The sequence below is a fragment of the Vibrio sp. PBL-C16 genome, from assembly GCF_034321865.1.
GTDB classification, from domain to species: domain Bacteria; phylum Pseudomonadota; class Gammaproteobacteria; order Enterobacterales; family Vibrionaceae; genus Vibrio; species Vibrio alginolyticus.
The window spans coordinates 1859744-1885303 of the sequence record NZ_JAXLNY010000002.1 but is presented as its reverse complement, the minus strand read 5'-3'; the positions used below and the strand labels follow the sequence as shown (position 1 = coordinate 1885303).

Below are 25560 nucleotides of genomic sequence, written 5' to 3'. Positions count from 1 at the left end.
TCTGGGCGTTAGAACTCGAATAAAAAGTAATACCCGTATCCAACAATAAACGCAGGAATGGACGAGTAAATAGTCGCGACCAAAGCAGCTTTCGGTGCCATTGCAATAGCGGGGAATAGGGCGTCACCATCGTTAGAAATCGCATTGGCCAGTTGCGCAGAAAGTGGCGCTGCACCAGAAATGTATAGGCTAGTGACTAAAATTTGCGGTCCACAACCAGGCAACATACCAATGGCTAGGCCAGCTAATGGCATCCAAATTCCCCAATGAGAAAAGGTTTCTACAAGGTCGAGTCCAGAAAAATAGGTCGTCAGTTCAAACGCCAGAAACGCCACGATCACCCAAGCACTGACGAAATTCGTATCTTGTGCTGCTTTTTGAATCGGGTGTGAGTCCACGATTTTTTCATCTTCAGAGACCGTTGACTGATAATCGCCGAGCTCTTTTGTCATAGCCCACAACGACATTGTGATCACCGCGAAGATAGCGCCCAGCCATTCAATGGTATTGGCCTGCAAAGACAACAGCTGATTAATATCGATTTGGAAAGACATTAACACAGCAACGACACTAGCAGGCACAATAAGCCATTTCCAAAATGCGCCTTGTAGATTGATTGCACGTTGTTCAAGGGGTGTGTGTCGGTCTGTCTGGTGTTGGCAACAAGCATGTGTCTGAGGTGCTTCTTTTGGTTCTGGTCGCAGAAAGTTATCAGCATGAAAAGCATTAACGACTAACCCTGAAAGAGTACCCACGATAATGCCTAATCCAACCACGCCTAATCCAACACTTGGTTTGGCGGCCAGAAGTAAAAAGGCAGCGTCACCCATTGTTGAAGTAAGTACCGCGACAATCGCACCAAATCCTACTCGGCCACTAATAAATTGCGTTGTCACAACAATAGCGCCACCACAGCCAGGCAAAGCACCCAACAAAGAAGCAAAGAAAACCTGATGATTACGCGAGCGATGATATAGCTCGGTAATTCGATTGGTTTTCGACATAAAGTTTGAAAGATAATGATAAATAGCCAATGTGGCAGCAACATAGCATGACACCGCCCAGAATGAGTCGGATAGCGTCTGTACGGCTACGTCACGTGTATTTTCATTGCCTAGCAAAATGAGCATGACGATAGGGATCAGCAATCGCTTATAAGCTAAACGAAACTGAGTAGGCTGAAACAACTGTTGTGCAGAGTGTAATAATTGGGTCGCGTTCATCGTTTACTCAAATGCAAATAGGAATAATTATCATTATATGTAAATGAGATTTATTCGCAATAGCATTGTGAACTTTTCTTCGTGTCAAACTCTCTGAAATCAGGTAAAGTATCGGCCTTTGTGAGCAAACACGCCCTAATTAACTGTATTAGGCGGCGTATAAAATTGACTTGAATAGGAAGAAACATGATTCTAGTTGTAGGTCATAAGAACCCAGACAGTGACAGTATTTGTAGTGCACTCGTTGCAACTGAACTTCTAAAAGCGCGTGGCGTTGAAGCTATGCCAATTCGCCAAGGCGAAATCAACCGTGAAACTCAGCACATCCTAGAAGTTGCTGGCGCTGAAGTTCCTGAGCTTCGCACATCAGTTGCGGGTGAGACCGTTTGGCTAGTAGATTACTCAGATCTAGCACAAGCACCAGACGATATCGCAGAAGCTGAAATTGCGGGTATTGTTGACCACCACCGTCTAGGTGACGTGATGACAGTAAACCCAATGGAAGCATGGATCTGGCCTGTTGGTTGTACCAACACTGTTCTATTCAACATGTTCAAGATTGAAGGTCACGCGATTACTCCACAAATTGCTAAGCTAATGATGTCAGCAATTCTATCTGACACAGTAGGTTTTGCTTCTCCAACTTGTACACAAAAAGACAAAGATGCCGTTGCTGAACTAGCGGCAATCGCAGACGTACAAGATGTTGACGCGTTCACTAAAGATCTTCTAATTGCTAAAACAAACATCGAAGGTCTATCAGCGGCTGAGCTTGTTGAGAAAGACCTTAAAGGTTACCCATTCAACGGTCGTGACGTAGTGGTTGGTCAAGTTGAACTTGCAACTCTTGAGCAAGTTGACGGTATGATCGAAGCACTAGAAGCAGACCTAGAATCTCGTTGTGAGAAAGATAACCTAGCGTTCGCTGCTGTAATGCTAACAGACATCACGACTGCTCAAACTCGTCTTCTATACAAAGGTGAGTGGGCTGAGAAGCTTGTTAAGCACGAAAAAGACGGCATGCTAATGATGGAAAACACGCTAAGCCGTAAGAAGCAAGGTTGGCCTTGGCTTCAAACTGAGCTAGCTTAATTTTCTAGCATATACTTTAAATGCCCGCCTAGCTGCGGGCATTTTTCTATGGGAAATAGGAGACGAATATGTCTGAGCAACTGACCCAAGAGCAGATGGATACCATTAATCGCTACAACGAAGAGCAACGTTTAAAGTACTGCGTAAAAGAGATTGTGGCGAATCGTAAGGTTTGGATTCTGAAAGACGAACATGGCTGTGTCATGTTAAATACAGAAGATGATGATTGTGTACCAGTATGGCCAAACGAAGAGTTCGCTTTGCAATGGGCGAATGGTGATTGGGAAGATTGCGAGCCTGAGGCGATCTCTTTAAACAAGTGGCACAGCCGTTGGACCTCTGGTCTAGAGGATGACGAGCTATCGATTGTTGTATTCCCAAATCAAAATGAAGAAGGGGTCGTATTGTTTCCTGACGAGTTTGATTTTGAACTGCGCAAACAAGCGAGCCGCCGTTAGTTTTTTGATTAGTACCCATGCAATAAAGAAGCCTGCGTTAAAGCAGGCTTCTTTACATTTGCACGATTACATCTTTGATAACTATTTTGTTTGATGGCTTGGCGCTTTATAAAAGTGGCTTTCGACTAGTCGTTGAGTAATAGGATGCTCGGGATGAGTCAGTACTTGGTTGGTCTCGCCAAACTCGACCACTTCACCTTCATGCATCACCATCACTTTATCAGTAATATGCTTAACAATGCCAATGTGCTGAGACACGTACACAAATGACAATCCCATCTCTTCTTGCAACTCGAGGAATAAGTTAATGATCTGCGAGCGCATTGCCATATCCAAACCGTTTAACGCCTCATCAGCGACAATGATGGAAGGTTGAAGAATAAGTGCACGAGCCAAACACACGCGCTGTTTTTGACCGGCAGCTAGCATTTGTGGATAAAAATAGGCGTGCTCAGGCAGCAATCCTACGCGGAGTAGGGTGTTCTTTACACGCTGCATGCGCGCATCTGGCGGCATGTTGGTATTTCGCTTTAGCGGACCTTCTAAAATACGACCAATCTGGATTCGTGGGTTTAACGATGTGTTTGGATCTTGGAAAATCATGCGGATGAGCTTGCAGCGTGTCGCGTAATCTTTGTGCTCCAATCGTTCGCCATTCACACGGATCTCTCCGGAGCTTGGTTCAACAACGCCAGCAAGCATACGAGCTAGTGTGGATTTTCCTGACCCGTTTTGACCAATAAAACCAATAGTTTGTCCTGGCTCTAAAGTAAAGCTTACCGGTTTAACTGCCTCATTAACCTGACGTTTGAACAGACGGGAGCGCGTAACAAATTGCTTCGATAAATTATCGACTTCAAGTAACGCACTCATGACTTTTTCTCCGTGTTCAATGGAAAGTGGCAGTTAAATTTATGATTCTTAATTCGTCTGGTGTGTGGAATTTCTACACATTGTTTCTGCGCATATGGGCAACGTGGTCCGAGGCGACAACCGATAGGCAGATGCTGCAATGGCGGAATCGAGCCCGGTAGGGATTGGAGTTTTTGCTTGTGTGGTACCCAATCATTAAAGTCTGGCATCGCTTTAAGCAAGGCATCTGTATACGGGTGCTTGGGTGCCGCAATGATTTTACTGGTATCGGCAGACTCTACCGACTGACCACAATACATTACCGTAATACGTCCTGCCCACTGTGTTATGGTCGCTAAGTCGTGGCCGATAAGCAGAATGGTTGTGTTATTAAGTTGGTTCATGCGGCTCAACAGACGCAAAATTTGCGATTGGGTAATCGGGTCTAAGTCGTTGGTTGGCTCATCTGCGATCAGCAACTTTGGTTTGGTCGCTATCGCCATGGCAATCATGACTTTTTGACACTCACCATCAGTCAGTTCATAAGGGTAGCTACCCATTAAACGCTTGTGATCTTTAATACCCACTTTATGCAAAAGCGCGATGGCCTGTTTTTTACGCCATTTAAATCGCTCCCACCATTTCCCTTCAAATGCGCGAGATGGAATGGATTCAATCAATTGACGCCCGACTTCCTCTGAAGGGTCAAGACAAGTTGAAGGTTCTTGGAAAATCATCGCAATATCACGAGCAATGACGCGCCGACGCTCTTTTGGTGTAAGCTGAAGCAAGTCAATATTGCCAAGGCGCATACGGTCTGCGGTGATGCGCCAGTTATCTTTACTTACCCCGACAATCGCTTTTGCAACTAAGCTTTTCCCTGAACCAGACTCACCTACAAGACCACGAATTTCGCCTTCGTTCAAAGTTAGGCTCATTCGGTCAACGGCTTTGACCAACCCTTGAGGTGTTTCGATCTCAATGGTCAAATGTCGAATATCTAACAACGGCATTATTCGATCCCCGCATTAAGCGCTTGACGTACACCTTCACCTACTAAGTTTAGGGTAATAACAGTAAACATGATGGTCAGGCCGGGTAGGGTCACTGTCCAAGGTGCAATATAAATAAGCTCGACAGAGTCACCTAATATTGCTCCCCACTCGGTGCTTGGGGCCTGTGCGCCTAGGCCAAGAAAACCCAGTGCCGTAATATCTAAAATCGCAGCAGAGAGCGCGAGTGTGATTTCAGCGGCAATGACCGTCAGAATGTTAGGAAGAATTGAACTCCACAGTAAGTAGAAATCATTAGCGCCATCAAGGCGTGCTGCCATTATGTAGTCTTTTTCAACTTCGGTGTGGACTGCGATATAAACGGAGCGAATAAAACGCGGAATCAAAGCCAAGCAGATTGCGAGTAAAATATTGAACCCACCAAAGCCTAGAAATGCCACAAAAATGATTGCTAATAAGAGCGACGGGATCGACATGACGGTATCGAGCAAGTGGTTGAGAGTACTCGACAGTAAGCCTTTCGTCATACCTGCCAATACGCCAATTAAACAGCCTACAACGGCAGCAATTGCGGTGATGGCGACAGCAGCGCCAAATGTCAGCTGAGAGCCCATAATCAGGCGCGAAAGAATATCTCTACCTAAGTCATCGGTCCCCAAAAAGTAATCAACCGTTCCTGCTGGGGCCCATGATGGCGGCACAAGCAACTCACCTGACTGTGCTTGGGCGTCAAATGGTGCAAGTAGGGGGGCAAAAATGGTAATAAGGACGATAAACACCAAGCACCACAAGCCAAACATGGCTAGTCCGTTGGCGCGGTAGCTTCGCCAAAAACGCTCAAACTGTGTTGGAATGCGCTCTTCCTGATAAACGTTATTTGTTAGCATACCATTCCTTTCGAACTAAAGGGTTAATCATCGCGCCAATCAAATCCGAGAGTATGTTAGCGGTAAGAACCAAAGTCGCAAGTACCATCACGCCAGCTTGGATAGATGCATAGTCTTGGCTTGCTAGCGCATCTAAAAGCCAACGACCAATACCTGGCCAGTTAAAAATAGACTCCGTGATGATAGCTAAGGTAATCATACTCGAAAGTTGAACACCAACTTTGGGAATGATAGGCGGTATCGCATTCCGCAATACATGTTGAGTTACGATTTCGCGGTTAGAAAGACCTTTGATTCTCGCTGCACGGATGTAGTTTTGGCTCATCACTTCCGCTACCGAGGAGCGCATTAGTCCGACAACCTGGGTGGTTGGAGCCAAAGCAAGCACCAAACATGGCAGCACCATATGCTCAATGACGCTTTGCAGTGCGTGAGCGCGGTATTCACCTTTCGCCATGAATGCGTCGATAATGGCAAATCCGGTTACATGATCAATTTCGTAAAGCAGGTCATATCGTCCTGCCACGGGAAAGAGTTGGTACTCTAATGAAAAAACCATGATAAGTAACAAAGCCACCCAAAAAATTGGGGCGGAATAACCAGACATCGACATGAATGAAATGCTGGTATCGAGCCATTTACCTTGCTTCATCCCAGCCACGGTTCCAAGTGGAATGCCGATCAAAAGGGACACCAAAAAGGCAAAGAAACACAATTCCAAAGTGGCTGGGAATACAACGGCGAGCTCGTCGTAAATCGCATTGCCGTTTTTACTTATGCCAAAATCGAGTTGAGAAAGGTTGATTAAGTAAGTTTGCCAGCCAGACCAAAAATCAACGTTTGCCCAGTGCGAGAGAGGGTCAAGGCGAAGCAGAGAAAAACCTACTAATGTAAGGATCATCAAAGTGATGATAAATAGGTTAAAGCGTCGAACGGTATACCAAAACATCAGTGAATTCTCTCAACTCTATCAAACGGTTGGGCATTGAAAGGGCTTGATTTGAAGCCTGTCAGCGATTTGTCGTGCACACGGAACTGCACGCCATGCGCCAGAGGAATAACCGGGAACTCTTGATTCAAAATGTTCTGTGCTTGGCGATATAGGTTCAAACGGTAACGCGGTTCTTGAGTTTCTAACGCCAAATCGAGCAAGAAATCGAAGTCATCGTTACACCACATGGACACGTTAAGGCCAACGCGGTCAGACTCGCAAGATAATAAAGGGCGGAAAAAGTTGTCAGGATCCCCGGTATCACCAATCCAACCTGTTAAAAGTAAATCGATATCGTTGATGTTCTCCAAATCCACACGTTCAAACCTATCATCGGTCAGTAGCGTTAATTTAACCCCAATATCGGCAAAATTCGCTTGGATTAACTCCGCAGTCTTACGAGGGCTTGGGTTAAAAGCACGTGGTTCAAGTGGTACCCACATGGTCAATTCTAGGCCGTCTTCGTAGCCTGCATCTCGAAGTAGTGCCAATGCATAATTCCGGTCATAACGAATTTTTACGCTGTCTTTTTGATAAGCCCATGAATTAGGTGGTAGCAAAGTATAAGCTTGGGAGCCAGTTCCGTAGTAAACCGAATCTAAAATATTTTGACGGTTGATCGCTAAGTTAAGTGCTTGGCGAACTCGAGCATCACTCAGCGCGGTGGTTTCTGTGTTTATCGCAATAAAGGAAACGTTGTTAGCTGGTGTAGCCGTCAGCTCAAGGTTGTCATTTTCTTGAATGACAGGTATTTGGCTCGAAATAGGTGAAGAGAGTACGTCACACTCGTTTCTTAAAAGTTTAGCTAATGTACCCGTCCCTCTGTGAGAGATATCGAACACCACTTGTTCCATTTTTGCTGGTGACTTCCAGTAATTAGAATGACGCTCTAATCGAATCAAGTCGTTCACTTGGTACTCTTTTAATTGATAAGGGCCGGTACCGATAGGAAGTTGGTCGATTTCTTCTTTATGATCTTTTGCTGCCAATTGCTGTCCGTACTCCGCAGACAAGATAACCGCATGGCTGGTGGCAATATTGGCCAAGAAAGAAAAGTTTGGCTGAGATAACGTAAACCTTACCGTATGCTCATCTATTGCAACCACGTCTTGGAGTAGGTTTTGAAAATCTAACCCTGCAAACCATGGATAAAAACCACCACCTACTTGGTGAAAAGGATGGTCTACATCGATGATTCGCTTGAAGCTAAATACCACATCTTTTGCATTCAATGGGCGAGTGGGTGCGAACCAAGGCGTGGTTTGGAATTGAACACCACGTTTAAGCTTAAACGTGTATTCCGTCCCTGATTCATTTACTGACCAACTCTCGGCGATGCTTGCCACGGGCTGATGTGATTTAGGATCGAGCGTGAGCAGCGTATCGTACAGCTGTGGGCTCAGAGCCTCTGCGGTAATACCGCTATCAATAAGCTGAGGGTTAAACGTGGTCGGCTTACCCTGTCCGCAAAACACAAAGCCAGCTTTGCGAATATCATTGTGGTCAATTTCATCGCCACAAGCGGTAAGTAGGCTAATCCCAATAAGGCTCAGCGATAATCTTATAAAAGCATTCATAATATGAAATGTTCATTGGATCTTGCTCGTTTCGTTTGATCTTACTCTTTCAAAGCTAACAAGCGAAAATGATCTCGCTAATTTATCACCTTTGTGAACTCGCTCCAAACATAAAATCCATACACTGTAAGGTGTTATGCCATAAATGCATGCGAATTAGAGCGCAGTCACGAGCTCGTGTATTGATTGAGTACTCTCGGTCAAGTTAGCTTTGTCCGACCAAACCATATTTTCTAACCATCCCTCGTAATTGGTGATAGCTCAAGCCAAGTAGCTCGGCTGCTTGTCGTTGATTAAACTTGGCTTCTTCCAATGCACGATTGAGTAAATGGATATCTTGTTCCTCTTGCCATTGTTTATAGTCTAGAGGGAATTGGATGGTGTTGCTTGATGCTTCCTCTTCTTGTTGTTCTGCTTGTTTTGCACTATGGCCAAGCGCGCTGTGCCAAACCGTTTCAAAAGGATTGAAAACCAGTTCATCAATTGGGTGAGCATTCAGACCATGTTGGTAAATCGCACGTTCAATCACGTTTTTTAGTTCGCGGACGTTACCGGGCCATTCATATTCAATAAGCGACTGCTGCGCTTTTGGGGTAAAACCGACAAAGTATTCCAGTTGCAGTTCACGACACATTTTCATCGCGTAGTGCTCTGCTAAAGAGAGAATGTCTTCTTTGCGCTCGCGAAGAGGCGGTAACATAATGACATCGAAGGCTAGCCTGTCGAGCAGATCTGCACGAAAATCACCTTGCTCTGCCAATTTTGGTAGGTCGGCATTGGTTGCACAAACAAGTCGAACATCCGCATTGAGAGCGGTATGACCGCCAACTCGCTCATATTCACCATATTCAATGACACGTAATAGCTTTTCTTGAACTAAAAGTGGTGCGGTTGCCAGTTCGTCAAGGAACAAAGTACCGCCCTCGGCACGCTCGAAACGCCCTTTATGCTTACCTTTAGAGCCCGTGAAGGAGCCGGATTCATGTCCAAACAATTCGGAATCTATTAGCCCTTCGCTTAATGTCGCACAGTTGAGTGATAGTAGTGGTTTATCCCAACGTCTTGATAAATAATGCAAACGCTGAGCGATGAGTTCTTTACCCGTACCTCGTTCACCAATGATGAGGACAGGGCGCTCAATGGGTGCAAGTTGTGATACTTTATCTAGTACAGCGAGAAAAGCAGGTGATTCACCAATCAGGTTTTGCTTCATAAAGTCCTTCTTATTTAACAGCCGAGCCATGATTTAGAGATAGAGTTGGTAAATTTCACCAACAGTTGGTGAAAAACATCATAGCACAATAGTGTGTAACGACAACAAAATGAATAACGCTCTGATTTATAAGAAAATTATAAGTTGGCACGTTACTTGTTATATATTCAGGGAGACACAAGGTTAATCACCACCTTGTCGAGTTTTAATAGGAAAAAAGAGGAGTTCCGTTATGGGTATTTTTTCTCGATTTGCAGATATCGTTAACTCAAACATCAGTGCATTACTGGACAAGGCGGAAGATCCTGAAAAAATGATCCGTCTTATCATTCAAGAAATGGAAGACACACTTGTTGAAGTGCGTACTAACTCGGCTAAAGCGATTGCAGACAAGAAAGAGTTGGCTCGTAAGGTTGAAACGTTAGAAGAGCAAATTGGCGAATGGGGCCAAAAAGCGAGCTTAGCATTAGTTAAAGAGCGTGAAGATCTAGCTCGTGCAGCGTTAATTGAAAAGCAAAAGCTAGAGCAAGTGATTAAAGGCCTCCACACTGAGCAAACCTTAGTGGAAGAAACGATCGATAAGCTTACTGGCGAGATTGGTAAGTTGGAAAGCAAAATTGCTGAAACGCGCGCCAAACAGCAAGCTCTAGCAATTCGTAACCAAACTGCATCTAACCGTCGTGATGTGCAAAAACACCTGCATACTAGCCGTACTAATGAAGCGATGGCGAAATTTGAGCAGTACTCACGTAAAGTGGATGAAATGGAAGCGGAAGCAGACCTGTATGCTCAAACTGGTAATGCTAAATCGCTAGAACAAGAGTTTGCAGAGTTGCAGGCACAAGACGAAATTGAAAAAGAGTTGGCAAAACTGAAAGAACAGATGTCATCGAAAGATAAATAAGAAAGGAGCCATTTATGTCGGCATTTTTTATAGCAGGACCAGTGATTGTCTTTTTAATCTTTGTCGCTCCACTATGGCTCTTCTTACACTATCGCAGCAAACGCAAAACAGATAGTGCACTGTCGAGCCAGGATTTAGAGCGCCTTCAGGTACTATCTGAAAAAGCAGAAGCGATGCAGTCCCGAGTTGATACATTGGAGCGCATCTTGGATGCTGAGTCACCAACATGGAGACGCAAGTATGAATAATCGAGAACTGTATCGTGATCCAGTAAATGGCAAAATCTCCGGTGTTTGCGCCGGTATTGCCAACTACTTTGGTGCAGAAGTTTGGTTGATTCGTATTGTAGTGATTTCTGCAGCGCTGTTAGGTGGTACGTTTTTGGTATTGTTAGCGTACGTCGCGATGGCGTTTATGTTAGAAAAGCAACCAGTAACGTATTCTGAAAATATCAGAGCGCAGCAAGAGCATACGCTCAAAAGTAAGCCTTGGCAGAAAGGGCAAAGCCCTGATCAACTGCTCAGTGTGTTGGAAAGGGATTTTGACCGTCTTGATGGCAAAATTCGTAACATGGAAGCTTATGTTACGTCTGATACATATAGGGTGAACAGAGAATTCAGTAAGCTTTAGGCATTTTGTATCCAAAGAAGATTTAACTGAAGCAGGCATAAAGCCTGCTTTTTTATCACAAATTACTAATTTTAAAGCACTATTAATCTTTTCTGCTCTGGAAGTTCGTTCAAAATTCATCTACTTTAAAAATAATCCCCCAATTTTTATGGATGAATGTAATGAGAAAATTGCTCATTCCTATTGCCATCTCGGCTGTCTTGTCGGGGTGCGGTAAAGAACTTCCTCCTGTTCCTGAACCTGAATCGCGCCCTGCGAAGCTATTTACAGTATCTGTTGGCAATGCCCAGTTTGAGCGACATTTTCCTGCCACGACGGAAGCTGGCGATAGAGCAGTACTGACATTTCGAGTTCCTGGGCTTCTTCAAACGATAGAAGTGAATGAAGGTCAAGTCGTCAGTAAAGGTGATGTTTTGGCGTCATTAAACCCAGATGAATATTCTCTGCTCGAACAGCAAGCTCGGGCAAATTTTTTGCTCGCAGATGTGCAATACAAGCGATACCAAAAGCTACGTAAAGACCAAGTAGTATCTGAGCAAGATTTTGATGAGGCAAAAGCGAACCACAACTCGGCAAAAGCTCAATGGAATCAAGCAAAGGCAAACTTAAGGTATACCAGACTTGTCGCGCCATATGATGGAACTATTTCGTACATTCCAGCAGAAAACCATGAATATGTTGCCGCGAAAGAAGGGGTGATGAATATTCAGTCCAACCAACTCCTCAAAGTGATATTCCAAATCCCAGACTATCTTCTAAATCGTTACACGCAGGGGAGCGATGTCTCTGCCAGAATGATATTTGATGCGTTCCCCGAGCGAGCCTTTGACTTAACCTTTCAGGAAATCGATACAGAAGCCGACCCTAAAACGGGCAGTTACAAAGTCACGATGGTCATGGAGCGGCCAGCAGAAATTGGCCTTTTGCCGGGAATGTCTGGCAATGCTTACCTCCTGTCCAAAAGTGCAGGAGCGACAAAGATTCCTAACTCCGCGTTGCTAGAAGAAAACGGCAAAACATACGTTTGGCGTGTCGATGAGCAAGGCATTGTATCCAAAGCCGCAATTGAGATGAATGACAAAAATCAAGTGTTAGCCGGGCTTAACGATGGCGACCAAATCATTATCTCGGGTGTCAGTGTAATTGAACCCGGAATTAAGGTAAGAGCGTGGATTAAGGAAAGAGGGTTGTAATATGAAAGGAGTCATCTCTCTAGCGACTTTACTTTCAACGCTTTTTCTCGTTGGCTGTGGGGATAAGGCGCCAGAAAAAGAGCTCGAAACGCCACGAGTTAGAGTTACGTCATTAGCGGGAAACAAGGTGGATGACAACTTGTACTTCCCTGCGGTTGCGAATGCAGCGGATCGCTCTCATTTGAGCTTCAGAGTGGCAGGAGAAGTCAGCAGCATCATGGTAAAAGAGGGCGACAAAGTCACGAAGGGTGATGTTATTGCAACGCTAGATCCCACGGACTATGAGTTGGATGTAGATAATGCGAGTGCGCGTTTTTCTGTTGTCGACAGTCAGTATCGCCGCTCACGCCCTTTGGTTGATAAAGGCCTATTAGCTAAGTCTCAGTTTGATGAAATTGCAGCACAACGACAAATCGCCTTAGCTGAGCTTCAGTTAGCCAAACTTCGTCTATCATTTACTGCCTTAAAAGCGCCCGTGGATGGGATTATTTCGCGAGTTAATATCGACCAATTCGAAAATGTTCAAGTCGGACAGCATATCGTTAATATTCACAGCTTGGAGCGAGTCGAAGTGTTGATTCAGCTTCCTGACCGCCTCTATGTGAACCAACCGCCAACGGAAGAAAGGCTTACCGCGATCAAAGCATTAGTGCGCGTGCCCAGTGGTAACGAATATAACGCGACGGTAAAAGAATTTACAACCGAACCCGACCCAACAACAGGTACGTTTACTGTCACACTGTCGCTTCCTATGCCGGAAGAAGAGTACATCCTAGATGGTATGGCTGTTGAGGTAACTTCTAAAGACGAGAATGTTGGGCTTGATCTCAACCTAGGAATTAATGTTCCTATCGAAGCCATTTTTAATGCGGATGGTGACGAGCTGGGGCGCGAAAACAAATTTGTTTGGGTACTGAATGACGACAATACGGTATCGCGCAAACAGGTGCGAGCAGGTAAGGCATCTAAAACGTCCATTCAAATCCTTGATGGTCTCATGCTCAAAGACAAAGTCGTGATTGCCGGTGTTTCTCGATTAAGGGATGGCATGAAAGTGGAAGTGATACAGGAAATGGCTACGCAGGAGGTCGGTCTATGAGCGATCTTAATAAATCAGTGCCTCAAAGTGATGATGATGTGACCGGTATTGCTGCGTACTTCATCCGAAATCGCGTCATCAGTTGGATGGTCGCACTGATATTTTTGATTGGTGGTATCGCCGCATTCTTTGGTTTAGGGCGTCTTGAGGACCCTGCTTTTACTATTAAAGATGCGATGGTAGTGACCTCTTACCCTGGTGCGACACCGCAACAAGTCGAAGAAGAAGTGACGTACCCAATCGAAAAAGCGATTCAGCAGCTTACTTATGTTGATGAAGTAAATTCGATTTCTAGCCGGGGATTATCTCAAATCACGGTCACGATGAAGAACAATTATGGCCCTGATGATCTACCACAAATTTGGGATGAGTTGCGCCGTAAAGTGAACGACCTTAAAGGGACGTTGCCTCCAGGTGTGAATGAACCTCAAGTGATCGATGATTTTGGTGATGTTTACGGGATTTTGTTAGCGGTGACTGGCGACGGTTATAGCTATAAAGAGCTACTGGATTACGTCGATTACTTACGCCGAGAGCTCGAACTGGTTGATGGCGTGAGTAAAGTTTCGGTATCCGGGCAACAGCAAGAACAAGTTTTCATCGAAGTATCGATGAAAAAGCTGAGCAGTATAGGTCTTGCTCCGGATACCGTGTTTAATCTTCTTTCGACGCAAAACGTGGTTTCTGACGCAGGAGCGATCAGAATTGGTGACGAGTACATCAGAATTCAGCCGACTGGCGAGTTCCAGAGTGTGGAGGAGCTGGGTGATTTGTTGATTACTGAGTCGGGCGCTCAGGGGCTCATTTTCTTGAAAGATGTGGCGGAAATAAAACGCGGGTATGTAGAAGTACCGAGTAATATTATTAATTTTAACGGAAGTCTTGCACTAAACGTCGGCGTTTCTTTTGCTGAAGGCGTCAATGTGGTTGAAGTCGGAAAAGCGTTTGATCATCGCCTTGCCGAGCTAAAGTACCAACAACCTGTCGGTATCGAAATCTCGGAAATTTACAGTCAGCCTAAAGAGGTGGATAAATCGGTTAGCGGTTTTGTTGTGAGCTTAGCTCAAGCAGTCGGTATCGTTATTATCGTACTTCTGTTCTTTATGGGGCTACGTTCGGGGCTACTTATCGGTTTAATCTTGCTGCTGACGGTATTGGGTACGTTCATTTTCATGAAGTATCTCGCGATAGATTTGCAGCGGATTTCATTAGGTGCCTTGGTTATCGCGTTAGGTATGCTGGTGGACAATGCCATCGTTGTGGTTGAGGGGATTTTGATTGGTACTCAAAAAGGGCGAACTCGACTCCAAGCAGCGACCGACATTGTTACCCAAACAAAGTGGCCATTACTTGGGGCAACTGTGATTGCGGTAACTGCATTTGCGCCAATTGGACTGTCTGAAGACTCGACGGGCGAATACTGTGGCACTTTATTTACGGTTCTGCTGATCTCTTTAATGTTGAGCTGGTTTACCGCTATCTCGTTGACACCATTCTTTGCTGACATCTTCTTTAAAGGCCAGAAGATTAAACAAGGTGAAGGGGAAGAAAATGATCCATATAACGGGATTATTTTCGTTATTTATAAAAAGTTTCTTCAGTTTTGTATGCGTCGTGCTTGGTTTACCGTTGTGGTGCTGATTGCGGGATTAGCGGCAAGTGTTTACGGGTTCACCTTTGTGAAGCAAGCGTTTTTCCCATCTTCGACAACGCCGATTTTTCAGTTAGATGTATGGATGCCAGAAGGAACTGATATTCGAGCAACCAACACAACGCTTAAAGAGTTAGAAAGTTGGTTAGCTAAGCAAGAGCATGTTGACCATATCACGACGACCGCGGGTAAAGGTTTACAGCGCTTCATGTTAACGTACGCGCCAGAGAAAAGTTATGCGGCTTATGGTGAGATAACCACTCGTATGGAAAATTACGAAGCGTTGAAACCATTAATGGCGAAGTTTCGAGAGTATTTAAAAGCCAACTACCCAGAAATCAATTACAAGCTCAAACAGATTGAGTTAGGCCCTGGTGGTGGTGCAAAAATTGAAGCGCGCATTATTGGTTCAGATCCAACCGTCCTTCGTACGATAGCCGCTCAGGTCAAGGACATCATGTACGCCGATCCTCAGGCAACAAATATCAGGCATGATTGGCGTGAACGAACCCAAGTTCTTGAACCGCAGTTTAACGAGAGTCAGGCACGTCGCTATGGCATTACAAAATCAGATGTCGATGACTTCTTGTCTATGTCATTCTCTGGAATGACGATAGGCCTTTACCGAGACGGCACGACGCTCATGCCTATCGTGGCTCGCTTACCTGAAGATGAACGTATTGATATTCGTAACATCGAAGGCATGAAAATATGGAGTCCAGCACAGAGTGAGTTTATTCCACTTCAACAAGTCACAATGGGTTACGACATGCGTTGGGAGGATCCTATTATTGTGCGTAAGAACCGTAAGCGTATGCTCACTGTGATGGCAGACCCTGATATTCTAGGTGAAGAAACCGCATCGACGTTGCAAAAACGTTTACAGCCCCAAATCGAAGCGATTCAAATGCCTCCTGGCTATTCACTAGAGTGGGGTGGTGAATACGAATCTTCTGGTGATGCTCAAGAGTCGCTGTTTACTACCATGCCAATGGGGTACTTGTTCATGTTCTTGATCACTGTATTCCTATTTAACTCTATCAAAGAGCCACTCATTGTTTGGCTTACCGTGCCGCTGGCGTTAATTGGCGTCACCACAGGTTTGTTGGCACTCAACACGCCGTTTGGTTTTATGGCATTGCTCGGCTTCTTAAGCTTATCGGGAATGGTGCTCAAAAATGGCATCGTATTACTGGACCAAATTGAAATTGAAATGAAGTCCGGTAAAGAGGCTTATGACGCGGTTGTTGATGCTGCGGTAAGTCGCGTCCGTCCCGTTTGTATGGCTGCTATCACGACGATCCTTGGTATGATCCCACTGTTGCCAGATATTTTCTTCAAACCAATGGCGGTTACGATTATGTTTGGTTTGGGTTTTGCGACAGTCCTGACACTGATTGTCGTGCCAGTGTTGTATCGTTTGTTCCATAAAGTGGCAGTACCGAAACAGGCTTAGTGCTACTGATATAACGATGAAAAGTATTGCGCCTCTAGCTCATCAGTTAGAGGCGCTTTTTAAGGAAGAATAATGACAGAACAAAAAACGTGTGCGTGGGCGATGAATCACCCATTAGAGCGCGAATATCATGATTCCGAATGGGGCGTGCCAGTATATGACGACCAAGTCCTGTTTGAATTTATTACTTTGGAAGGTGCGCAAGCTGGTCTTAGTTGGATCACCATCCTTAAAAAGCGCGAAGGTTACAGAGAAGCGTTCGAGAATTACGATCTAGATGCGTTGGAACAAAGAAATGAAGAACGCGCTGAATACATCGTGGAAAACTTCGATGTTGTGAGACATCGTGGAAAGATTAACTCGGTATTTAGTAATGCCAAAGCGGCTAAAGCGTTAATTGCTGAATACGGGAGTTTATCAGACGCGTTGTGGCAGTTCGTGGACGGTGAACCAATCGTCAATCAATGGCAACATATGAGTGACGTACCAGCTTCGACAGAGCAATCCAAAGCCATGAGTAAATTCCTAAAAAAGAAAGGCTTCAAGTTTGTCGGTGAAACCATCTGTTATGCTTTCATGCAAGCCGTCGGCATGGTGGATGACCATATCGTTGGATGTCCTAAAAAGCAGAATAAGTGACGTTTGGCTATTAAGCTAATGTTGTTAGTTCTGGCTATCATGAATACGTTCCAAAGCTTCGATTCGACGCCATTGAGTGGCATCGAAGCTTTGTTTTCTTAAAGCAATGATTTCTGCCTGTTTTTCGTCTTGCCCTAAAAAACCCCTATTCAGAATATTTTGACGCTGCTTTAAGTAAGTGGCGAGTTGAGTCTCAAATGATGCTCTTTGCTCATCAAGCTTTTGCAGCCTCTGCGCTCCGGCATCTCCTACCAGAGCAACACGGGCGATGTACTTGTCTTGTGAATCAAGCTGAGAAGCTTGCTCGAGCTGCTCTGCTAATGCGTTATTGCGTTCACTTTCTCGTATGTAATCCGGTTGTTCTGATAGCGCTTGATTGAGAAGGTGTGCTTGACTCTCGATATCCGATGCCTGTGTTTTAATCGTCAGCTTTTCTAAAGCAAGTTGGCGAAGTCGGTTTTCTTCGTCAAACAATTGGGTTATCTGCACCTCGTTAAAGTATTGAAGCTGTAAGTTCAGTATTGCTTCATTCAGCATGGTTAACTGTTCAAGAGTTAGGTGGTTGTGCTCAAAAGGCTCTAATGCAGTGAGTGCTTGCTTGTAGGAAAGGTAGGCTTGAAAAAGTGTGGCATCAATATTCAGAGTTTGCTTTGCTAAAGTGTCATCATTGACTTCCGCTTTGATCGTATCGAGATCTTCTTCGCCCAGCCGGCTAAGAGAATATTCGAAGAAATCTTTTGGAGAAGAGACATCGGCGGCTATATCTTGCTGAGATTGCGAATGGTTAGAGGTTATCTCTTGTTGTTTGTCGCTTTGCAACAGAGAAAGCGCTCCCACGCCAAATATCGAGAGCAGGATAAAAGTGGTGAGAGCGACTTTCTTCATTGTGATGACCTCTTATAAACCTTGAAGTTTGAGACGATTTGCATGTTGGCGATAAAGCGTGACTGGATCGGTTTCAAAAAGATGATGAATACCGAGTAGGCCGTTAATTTCATCCAAATGGTTCATTTGATAATCATCACGTATGACTTTGCCCAAATGTGTGCTGCACGCACCAACTAAGCCATCATTTGGCCCATCAAAGGCTAAGCCAAGTACCATCATGGCAGCGTCGGTCGGATCGAAAACGTTTGTAAAAGTGGATGATCCGGTCCATGAGTAGTAATAAACGCCATTTGAAGCCAGCAAGTCACCATTACCACATTCACTGGTAGGGACTCCCTCCGGGTAGTGTTGGTTAAACGCTAATGATCCTTCCGTGGTTAATGCTGCTAGTGAGGCTAAAGGGTCTTGGTCGAGATCAGAACCACCTGATAGAAGATTAATAAGAGTAGTTAAGCCTTGCGCCAGTTTTACCGCGAGCTGCTCACTACCCGAACCCTCGGATACGGTGCCACGAACTAGATCTGCCACTTTAGACCCTTTATTAACGCCTCCTATACTCGTAACTGATGCGACTAGGTCAGGACGGACAGAGGCAACATAGCGCGTTGTTGGACCACCATGACTGTGACCAATGAGATTGACTTTCTCTGCGCCTGTTGCTGCAAGTAAGGTTTCGACTTGAGCAAGCAGTTGCTCCCCTCGAACTTCGCTGCTATTGGTCGCGGATACCTGTGCAACATAAACCGTAGCGCCATCTTTTGTTAAGGAATGTGGTATTCCGAAAAAGTAATCAACGCCTGCCAGGGTATCAAAACCAAACAAACCGTGAACCAGAACAATCGGATACTTGGTTTGGGTATAACCTGTTGCAGCGTATACGGAGGTTATTGGGACGGTAACTAAGGTAAAAAGCATTAGCGCTATAAATTTGAGTTTCAAAACTATCTCCTTGTGGTATGACCTCTTATGAATGATAAAAAGTAGGAGAGAAACTCTAAATTTGGAAAGCCTATTTGTGGCACATTATTTCATTCTGTGACTGCTCAATTGAAAAACAACACAAATGATTAACATTAATTAATGGTTCGGGTGAATGTTAGTTAATTCTAATTAAGTCAGGGGCTTATAAAAACGCCCCGCAATGCAGGGCGATTCAATCATTGTTATAGGGAGGCTTCTTTTTCAAGCATTAAGGCATTATAACGCGCAAAACCAGCCTCTAAATCAGCGATCAAGTCATTTACGTCTTCTAAGCCAATATGAATACGAACCAAAGTACCTTCAAAGTGTGGGTGAGCTACGGTTCTCAGGCTGTTAAAGCTCTTAGGTTCGTTAGCTAGAATGAGGCTTTCATAACCGCCCCAAGAGTAACCCATACTGAAGTGTTTCATACCATCAAGCAGAGCCGTCGTCGCTTTTGGATAAGACGTTTTGAGAACAAATGAAAACAAGCCGTTTCCACCTGTGAAGTCTCGTTTGAAAAACTCATGGCCAGGGCTTGTTTCTAAAGCTGGATGGCGGACATGATCAACTTCTGGGCGAGAAGCGAGCCACTGAGCGACTTTTAAACTGCTTTCTGCGTGCTGTCTTAGGCGAACATCCAACGTGCGAATACCTCGAAGACCTAGGTATGCGTCGTCAGGAGAAACGCACTGACCCATCAGGTAGCTTTGTTCACGAAGCTGATCCCAATACTTTTCAGAAGCCACAGCAGTACCTAGCATGACATCTGAATGTCCAACGATATACTTAGTCGCCGCTTGAATGGAAATGTCTACGCCATGCTCGAAAGGAGAGAAGTTCACGCCAGCTCCCCATGTGTTGTCAAGCATCACAATGATATCTTGCTCGTGGGCAATGCGCGCTAATGTAGGTACATCTTGGACTTCCATGGTTATTGAACCAGGAGATTCTAAGAAAAGGACTTTGGTATTCGGCTGAATCAAGTCTCGGATACCTTCACCGATCATTGGGTCATAATAGGTGGTTTCGATGCCCATTTTCTTCATGATGGTGTTACAAAAGTCACGAGTTGGTTCGTAACAAGTGTCCACCATTAGAATGTGATCGCCAGTTTCAACGAAAGAGAGGATGGCGTTTGAAATTGCTGCCGTTCCACAAGGGTAAAGCGCGCAACCAGCTCCACCTTCAATCTCAACCATTGCGTCTTGGAAAGCAAAGTGCGTGTTGGTGCCTCGGCGACCATAAAACAACGTTTTGTTTGCACGATTAATGGTGGCTTGGTTCTTTTCTGCAACGGTATTGAATACCACAGTTGAAGCGCGTTGAACGGGTGGGTTTACAACACCATTTGTCCACTTTTTATCGCGGCCAGCGGTAATGAGTTTGGTTTTTTTTCCCTCTGACATAAAAGTTCCCTGTCTTAAATATTGCGGTTTGGAATATTTAAAACATGGACGACGTAGGTTATGCAAGGGAAAAGTCAACTATCAGCCAATAACAGCCAAGATGAACAGGTAATGATGTCGAGAGGTATCGTGTAGATAGGGAGCTAAAAGAACAAACCTCCAGCAGGATGCATGTAGCGCTGGAGGTTTTTTAGTCGGTGTATTTGAGGTATTAAAGGAGTGGATTGAAGAGATAGAATACTCGCTCTAAGAACCGAGAAAATAGGCTCCTTTTCTCCCATTCTTCCAATACAACAGTGTGAGATTGCTTAATATAGCTATCTTGTAACCAAGACATTTGCTTGGTGAACTCTTCGTCATCAACGGCGAGGGTCACTTCGAAGTTCAGCCACAAGCTGCGCATATCCATGTTTACGGTGCCAACTAAACAGAATTGGTCGTCAATTACGACAGATTTTGTATGCAGCAAACCACCATAAAACTCATAAATCTTGACCCCTGCACTCAAGAGCTCACTATAAAAAGCGCGTGACGCCCATTGCACCATCATAGAGTCATTTTTATGGGGAATAATGAGTTCAACGTTAATGCCTCGTTGTGCTGTCATCTTTAACGTTTCGAGTAAATCAGCATTGGGCACGAAATATGGTGTTGTGATTCGTACCGAGCGATTGGCTTGGTTTATTGCCAATGTTAATACTTGATAGATCAGATATTCCGGCATACCTGGGCCAGAAGGCACAACCTGAATAGGGTGTTGGAATTCACTCTCATCGATCTTGCATTCAGGTAGTCTTGGTAAATGACGTTCGCCAGTTTCGACTTCCCAATCCCAACAGTGGATGGCACTCAATACGTTTACCGTTGGTCCTGTAATGCGAACCATGATATCCACCCAATGCCCAACGCCACTATTTTGCTTGAAGTAAGCCGGGTCAACCAAGTTCATTGAACCTGTATAAGCAATTTCATCATCAATTACGATGATCTTGCGATGTTGGCGAAGATCAAGACGACGTAAGAAAATACGCCACATCTTCACTTCTAACGCTTGAATAACTTCAATTCCAGCATCCTGCATCATTCGATACCAAGGACTTCTGAAAAAACGCGGGCTACCTGCTGAATCGAGCAATAGTTTGACATCTACGCCGCGTTTAGCCGCTTGGATAAGTGCAGAAGCGACAGAGTCAGCCAAACCACCCGGATGCCAAATGTAGAATACCATTCGAATACTGCTCTGCGCGTTTTCGATGTCTTCAATAATGGAATGCAAAATCTCATTAGGTGACTGTTGCAGCGACAATGTATTACCGCTCAATGCGGGAAGACCAAGGCGGTTGTTACAAAGTTCATCAATTCGGTAGATGTGCCTTCCCATCGTTTCTGGGTTGTGCGCGTTACAGTCGTTAAGCTGACTGAACCACTTCTCGAATGGTGTAAACATCTCTTTCGCACGTTCGGCTCGTTTTCTGCCTAAGTTCAGTTCACCGAAGAGGAAATAACATGCGACACCCAGAACGGGAAGGATATAAATGATCATTAGCCAAGCTAAAGACACGCTCACTGCACGGCGCTTTAAAACGACACGAATGGTCACACCTGCGACCAGTAACCAATATAGCCCGATGCCAGCTAAAGTAAGAAAGTGATAAAACTTGTCCATATACGCTCAGAGTAATATGCCCTTCTAGGATATTAAGCATAAAAGTGGGTTGGGGGAATAGATTTCCCATTTAGACGTGGGATTGACCTTATATGAGGAACGAATTTCATAACAGCTGATTCTGTTATTTTAATGTGAAAAATAAGGTCATTCTTTAACTTTTGAACAAAAAAGCAGCATTTAACCTGCGTAACTCGACACTTGTGCGATAAATGTACTTTTTTGGGGTTCCAATTTTAAAGGGGAGCTGCTTTACTTTCTAGACATAGTGCGTCGAACGCTTATTTTATAAGTGTACAATAATTTTTACATAAACTTTTTAGACGCCTATCTCTATGCATACACAACAAACTAATTTTGGAGAAAAAGCGTGGCTACAACTAATACAGCAGCACCACGTGATACGTGGGGGTCTAAACTAGGCTTCGTAATGGCAGCAGCGGGTTCCGCTGTCGGTTTAGGCAATATATGGAAATTCCCTTACACAGCAGGTGAGAGTGGCGGCGGTGCATTCGTTGCTATCTATCTTATCTTTGTAATTTTTATCGGCTTTAGCGTGATGCTGACAGAGTTCGCTATTGGTCGTAATACAGGTCTTTCTGCCGTAGGTGCATTCAAAACAACTGACCGACGCTGGACGTTCACTGGCGTTATGGGAGTTTTCAGTGGTCTTTTGATCATGGGCTTCTACCCTGTGGTTGGTGGTTGGGCATTGGCCTACATCTTTAAAGTGGGTGGTGGTCTACTCAGCGCGCCAGAAGCAATTGGCGACAGTTTTGGCGGTTTCATCTCAGATCCGATTCAACCTTTAATGTGGATGGGTGTTTACCTGTTCCTTAACGTCATGATCGTGATGAAAGGGATTTCGGGTGGTATTGAGAAAGCCGGTAAGGTTCTGATGCCGCTACTGTTCTTAATCCTAATCGTTGTTTCTGTTAAGGGCTTAATGCTGCCAGGTGCAATGGCTGGCCTTGAGTTCTTATTCATGCCGGACTTTTCTAAAGTCGACAGCAACGTGGTTCTTGCTGCACTAGGACAGGCGTTCTTCTCACTTAGCTTAGGTATGGGTTGTATGATGACGTACGGTTCTTACCTGAAGAAGAAAGAGAACCTAGTTCAAACAACCGGTATGGTTACAGCGATGGATACTGGTGTCGCGATTCTTGCTGGTGTTGCTATGTTCCCAGCAATGTTTGCCTTTGGCATGGAGCCTGCGGCAGGCCCTGGTCTTGTATTCGTTGTCGTTCCTCAGCTATTTGCTGAAATGGGCGGTGTGATTGGGTTGCTATTCGCGTTGCTATTTTTCATCGGTTTGACGGTGGCGGCATTAACTTCTTCAGTATCACTATTGGAAGTTGTCGTGTCTTACCTAATCGACGAGAAAGGCATGAAGCGCTCTAACGCAGTTCTGTCTGCAAGTGCAGTTATGGCGGCATTATGTATTTTTGCGTCACTATCGTTAGGTGGAATGGGACCAACGCTGTTTGGTACCGGTGCCTTTGATATCTTTGACTTACTAACGGACAAAATCTTCTTAGCGGTTGGTGGTATGTTGGTTTGTATCTTTGCAGGATGGCGCCTAAGCCGTGCTGAGTTAGAAAAAGAGATCACTAATGACGGCGAAGTATCCTTCCCGCTATTTGGATTGTGGTACAACCTAGTTAAATACCTGATTCCTGTTGCGATTGCTATTGTTGCCTTCATGGGGATTAAGTCTGGCTTTGATAGTGGCAAAGGTGAAATCATGCTGCTGGGTATCGCAATCATTGGTCTTGCTGGCATTTTCTCGAAGAAGCTTTAGAAAAGACCTTAGGGGCAAGCCTCGATAGCTTTGTCCGGTAACTTATGTATACTGCTGGCTCCAAACGTGGAGCCAGTTTTTTATGTTCGATATTCTACATACCCATCCCGATTTTCTGATCATCAATAAGCATCCCAACGTCTCTGTTCATAAAGACGATGGCGACACAATGCTGCTGCAAGAAGTGGCTAAGCAGAGTGGTGATGAGCAGCTCTATCTTATCCATCGCTTGGATAAAATGACATCGGGTATTCTGCTCCTCGGACGCAACGCCAAAGCGGCTAGTGCGTTATCGCAAGCTTTTGCTGACCGCCAAGTGGAAAAGTTCTATCTGGCGATTGGCTCTAAAAAGCCGAAAAAGAAACAAGGTTTGGTCGTTGGTGATATGGAGCGTTCGCGCCGTTCATCATGGAAGCTGGTCAACAGTAAAAATAACCCAGCCGTCACCCAGTTTTTCTCTCTTGCGGCAGAGCCTGGAGAGCGCCTATTTTTATGTAAGCCACACACTGGTAAAACGCATCAAATCCGCGTGGCATTAAAATCGGTTGGCTCAGGTATTGTTGGCGACCAGATTTACAATGCAGGCAATGAGGCTGATCGCGGTTATCTGCACGCATTTTCACTTTGCTTCCAATACCGAGATGAGCAATATCGCTTTGTTTGCGATCCACGAGAATACAAAGTGCTTGGTAACAAATGGCACAGTGAAACCGTCTCTCAGGGTTTGGATACTTGGCTTTCCCCCTGGGAACTGAACTGGCCTACGATCAAATAACCGTCACAAAGAAAACTAATAAGAGAACTCGATGCAAGCATCACAACTTTCGCTGTTTTTTCAGCATCTAGAAACCGAGCTCGCGCAAGCTCCGAATGAAATTCGTCGACTGTTTCATGGTCGTGGCCGCCGTTTTGAGGGCTTAGAGCAAATTACCTGTGATTGGTTACAAGGTCAGTTGATCATCAACTTGTTTAAAGAAGTCGACGACGCGTTTCTCGCTGAGCTGAAAAGCGGCCTCAATGCGTTGGCACTATCACCACTGTGGGCAGACAAGCAAGGTCGTACTATGGTTCTTCAGCACCGTTATGCCGATGGTACGCCTTCAGAAGTGCTTGTCGGTGAATTAGACGCTCGTCCTGTCGTTGAAGAAAGCGGTTTGAAATACCAATTGGATATTGGCCGCAACCAAAACTTCGGTCTGTTTTTGGACATGCGCTACGGTCGTGATTGGGTACGGGAAAATGCCAAGCATAAAAACGTGCTCAACTTGTTTGCTTACACGTGTGGCTTTTCTGTCGCTGCCATTGCCGGTGGCGCAGATAAAGTGGTTAACGTCGACATGGCGAAAGCGTCGCTGTCTAAAGGTCGTGAGAACCACAAGCTAAATGGTCATAACATCAACCAGGTAAGCTTTATGGGGCACGATATCTTTAAATCTTGGGGTAAGATTAAGAAATCTGGTCAGTATGATTTGATCATCATCGATCCGCCTTCATTCCAGAAAGGCAGTTTTGCGCTGACTAAAGACTACAAAAAGATTCTACGTCGATTGCCGGATTTGTTGGCAGAAGGCGGTCAAGTGATGGCATGTGTGAACTCGCCATCTGTGACAAGCGACTTCTTGATTGAAAGCATGAAAGAAGAAGCGCCAGAGTTGACATTCCGTGAGCGTCTGGATAACCCACCAGAGTTTATGGACGTAGACAGCGAAGCAGCATTGAAAGTGTTGTTGTTTAGCGAGAAGCAATGACGACGAAACGAAAGTTGTACCTATCTATAGTACCAGCCGTTTGAGTACGGCTGGCATTTCCGCGATACCCCGTCAATCTGAATAGCGAGACGCGAGTGTGATTCAGAGTCTATTATCAGAATAAGTTATTCCTAACACGCTGATATTAGGTTCCTGATCTCGCCTAGGCTCGCGATGTATGGACTCCCTCCCTCTGGAGGGAGCTAGAAT

At 44.9% G+C, this 25560-nt stretch carries 23 protein-coding genes; 12 read left to right on the top strand and 11 right to left on the bottom strand.

From position 1 onward, the window contains the following. Positions 1-8 precede the first annotated feature (8 nt). Positions 9-1223 carry a putative manganese transporter gene (locus UQW94_RS16860; protein ID WP_017820871.1) on the bottom strand — a complete coding sequence of 405 codons (1215 nt, stop codon included), beginning with the start codon at positions 1221-1223 and terminating at the stop codon, positions 9-11. 186 nt (positions 1224-1409) lie between these two features. Here UQW94_RS16860 and UQW94_RS16855 point away from each other — a divergent pair, with 186 nt between their 5' ends. After that, positions 1410-2315, top strand: coding sequence for a manganese-dependent inorganic pyrophosphatase (locus tag UQW94_RS16855; protein WP_017634678.1), 906 nt, complete (start codon positions 1410-1412; stop codon positions 2313-2315). Positions 2316-2383: 68 nt separating this feature from the next. Continuing rightward, a complete protein-coding gene (locus UQW94_RS16850; protein ID WP_005378129.1) occupies positions 2384-2773 on the top strand; it encodes a DUF2750 domain-containing protein in 390 nt (129 codons plus the stop codon). 81 nt (positions 2774-2854) lie between these two features. On the opposite strand, the gene UQW94_RS16845 is transcribed toward UQW94_RS16850, so the two are convergent. The 6 genes from UQW94_RS16845 to pspF form a co-directional block, all read right to left on the bottom strand. Then, complete coding sequence (locus UQW94_RS16845) at positions 2855-3646, bottom strand: ATP-binding cassette domain-containing protein (RefSeq protein WP_005393308.1); 792 nt, start codon at positions 3644-3646, stop codon at positions 2855-2857. Further along, positions 3643-4638, bottom strand: a complete 996-nt coding sequence (locus UQW94_RS16840; protein ID WP_005378126.1) for an oligopeptide/dipeptide ABC transporter ATP-binding protein — start codon at positions 4636-4638, stop codon at positions 3643-3645. The genes UQW94_RS16845 and UQW94_RS16840 overlap by 4 nt, the downstream gene beginning before the upstream one ends. Continuing rightward, entirely contained in the window at positions 4638-5525 is an 888-nt protein-coding gene (locus tag UQW94_RS16835; RefSeq protein WP_005378123.1) for an ABC transporter permease subunit, read from the bottom strand. The genes UQW94_RS16840 and UQW94_RS16835 overlap by 1 nt, the downstream gene beginning before the upstream one ends. Beyond that, the gene (locus tag UQW94_RS16830) at positions 5512-6474 is read right to left on the bottom strand and encodes an ABC transporter permease (protein ID WP_005378122.1); all 963 of its coding nucleotides are present in this window, start codon (positions 6472-6474) and stop codon (positions 5512-5514) included. The genes UQW94_RS16835 and UQW94_RS16830 overlap by 14 nt, the downstream gene beginning before the upstream one ends. Then, entirely contained in the window at positions 6474-8093 is a 1620-nt protein-coding gene (sapA, locus tag UQW94_RS16825; RefSeq protein WP_005378121.1) for an ABC transporter substrate-binding protein SapA, read from the bottom strand. The genes UQW94_RS16830 and sapA overlap by 1 nt, the downstream gene beginning before the upstream one ends. Before the next feature lie 205 nt (positions 8094-8298). Then, the gene (pspF, locus tag UQW94_RS16820; protein ID WP_017820869.1) at positions 8299-9306 is read right to left on the bottom strand and encodes a phage shock protein operon transcriptional activator; all 1008 of its coding nucleotides are present in this window, start codon (positions 9304-9306) and stop codon (positions 8299-8301) included. A gap of 232 nt (positions 9307-9538) precedes the next feature. On the opposite strand from pspF, the gene pspA reads away from it, so the two are divergent. The 7 genes from pspA (at position 9539) to UQW94_RS16785 (ending at position 16878) form a co-directional block, all read left to right on the top strand. Then, positions 9539-10210, top strand: a complete 672-nt coding sequence (gene pspA, locus UQW94_RS16815) for a phage shock protein PspA (protein ID WP_005378119.1) — start codon at positions 9539-9541, stop codon at positions 10208-10210. A 14-nt stretch (positions 10211-10224) separates the two neighbouring features. Further along, positions 10225-10458, top strand: coding sequence for an envelope stress response membrane protein PspB (pspB, locus tag UQW94_RS16810; RefSeq protein ID WP_005378117.1), 234 nt, complete (start codon positions 10225-10227; stop codon positions 10456-10458). Continuing rightward, positions 10451-10840, top strand: a complete 390-nt coding sequence (gene pspC / locus UQW94_RS16805) for an envelope stress response membrane protein PspC (protein ID WP_017634673.1) — start codon at positions 10451-10453, stop codon at positions 10838-10840. The genes pspB and pspC overlap by 8 nt, the downstream gene beginning before the upstream one ends. 161 nt (positions 10841-11001) lie before the next feature. Further along, complete coding sequence (locus UQW94_RS16800) at positions 11002-12033, top strand: efflux RND transporter periplasmic adaptor subunit (RefSeq protein WP_322142424.1); 1032 nt, start codon at positions 11002-11004, stop codon at positions 12031-12033. 1 nt (position 12034) lies between these two features. After that, complete coding sequence (locus tag UQW94_RS16795; protein ID WP_258478757.1) at positions 12035-13132, top strand: efflux RND transporter periplasmic adaptor subunit; 1098 nt, start codon at positions 12035-12037, stop codon at positions 13130-13132. After that, entirely contained in the window at positions 13129-16239 is a 3111-nt protein-coding gene (gene vmeI / locus UQW94_RS16790; RefSeq protein ID WP_322142423.1) for an efflux RND transporter permease subunit VmeI, read from the top strand. The genes UQW94_RS16795 and vmeI overlap by 4 nt, the downstream gene beginning before the upstream one ends. Before the next feature lie 72 nt (positions 16240-16311). After that, the gene (locus tag UQW94_RS16785) at positions 16312-16878 is read left to right on the top strand and encodes a DNA-3-methyladenine glycosylase I (RefSeq protein ID WP_005378109.1); all 567 of its coding nucleotides are present in this window, start codon (positions 16312-16314) and stop codon (positions 16876-16878) included. Positions 16879-16902: 24 nt separating this feature from the next. On the opposite strand, the gene UQW94_RS16780 is transcribed toward UQW94_RS16785, so the two are convergent. The 4 genes from UQW94_RS16780 to cls all read right to left on the bottom strand — a co-directional run bounded on the left by UQW94_RS16780 (position 16903) and on the right by cls (position 21801). Continuing rightward, positions 16903-17763, bottom strand: a complete 861-nt coding sequence (locus UQW94_RS16780) for a lipase secretion chaperone (protein ID WP_322142422.1) — start codon at positions 17761-17763, stop codon at positions 16903-16905. Positions 17764-17775: 12 nt separating this feature from the next. Beyond that, on the bottom strand, positions 17776-18681 hold the full coding sequence (locus UQW94_RS16775; protein ID WP_017820863.1) for an esterase/lipase family protein: 906 nt from the start codon (positions 18679-18681) through the stop codon (positions 17776-17778). Between the two features lie 248 nt (positions 18682-18929). Next, positions 18930-20135: a cystathionine beta-lyase gene (locus tag UQW94_RS16770; RefSeq protein ID WP_042522027.1), complete on the bottom strand. Its 1206-nt coding sequence runs from the start codon at positions 20133-20135 to the stop codon at positions 18930-18932. A gap of 211 nt (positions 20136-20346) precedes the next feature. Continuing rightward, positions 20347-21801, bottom strand: a complete 1455-nt coding sequence (cls, locus tag UQW94_RS16765; protein ID WP_017820861.1) for a cardiolipin synthase — start codon at positions 21799-21801, stop codon at positions 20347-20349. A gap of 430 nt (positions 21802-22231) precedes the next feature. Between cls and UQW94_RS16760 the strand changes: the two genes are divergently transcribed. The 3 genes from UQW94_RS16760 to UQW94_RS16750 all read left to right on the top strand — a co-directional run bounded on the left by UQW94_RS16760 (position 22232) and on the right by UQW94_RS16750 (position 25350). Further along, positions 22232-23602 carry a sodium-dependent transporter gene (locus tag UQW94_RS16760; RefSeq protein WP_256902894.1) on the top strand — a complete coding sequence of 457 codons (1371 nt, stop codon included), beginning with the start codon at positions 22232-22234 and terminating at the stop codon, positions 23600-23602. Positions 23603-23684: 82 nt separating this feature from the next. Then, on the top strand, positions 23685-24377 hold the full coding sequence (locus UQW94_RS16755) for a TIGR01621 family pseudouridine synthase (protein ID WP_322142421.1): 693 nt from the start codon (positions 23685-23687) through the stop codon (positions 24375-24377). Between the two features lie 31 nt (positions 24378-24408). Next, positions 24409-25350 (top strand): class I SAM-dependent methyltransferase, encoded by a 942-nt coding sequence (locus UQW94_RS16750; protein WP_322142420.1) that lies wholly within the window; start codon positions 24409-24411, stop codon positions 25348-25350. The last annotated feature ends 210 nt before the right edge of the window (positions 25351-25560 follow it).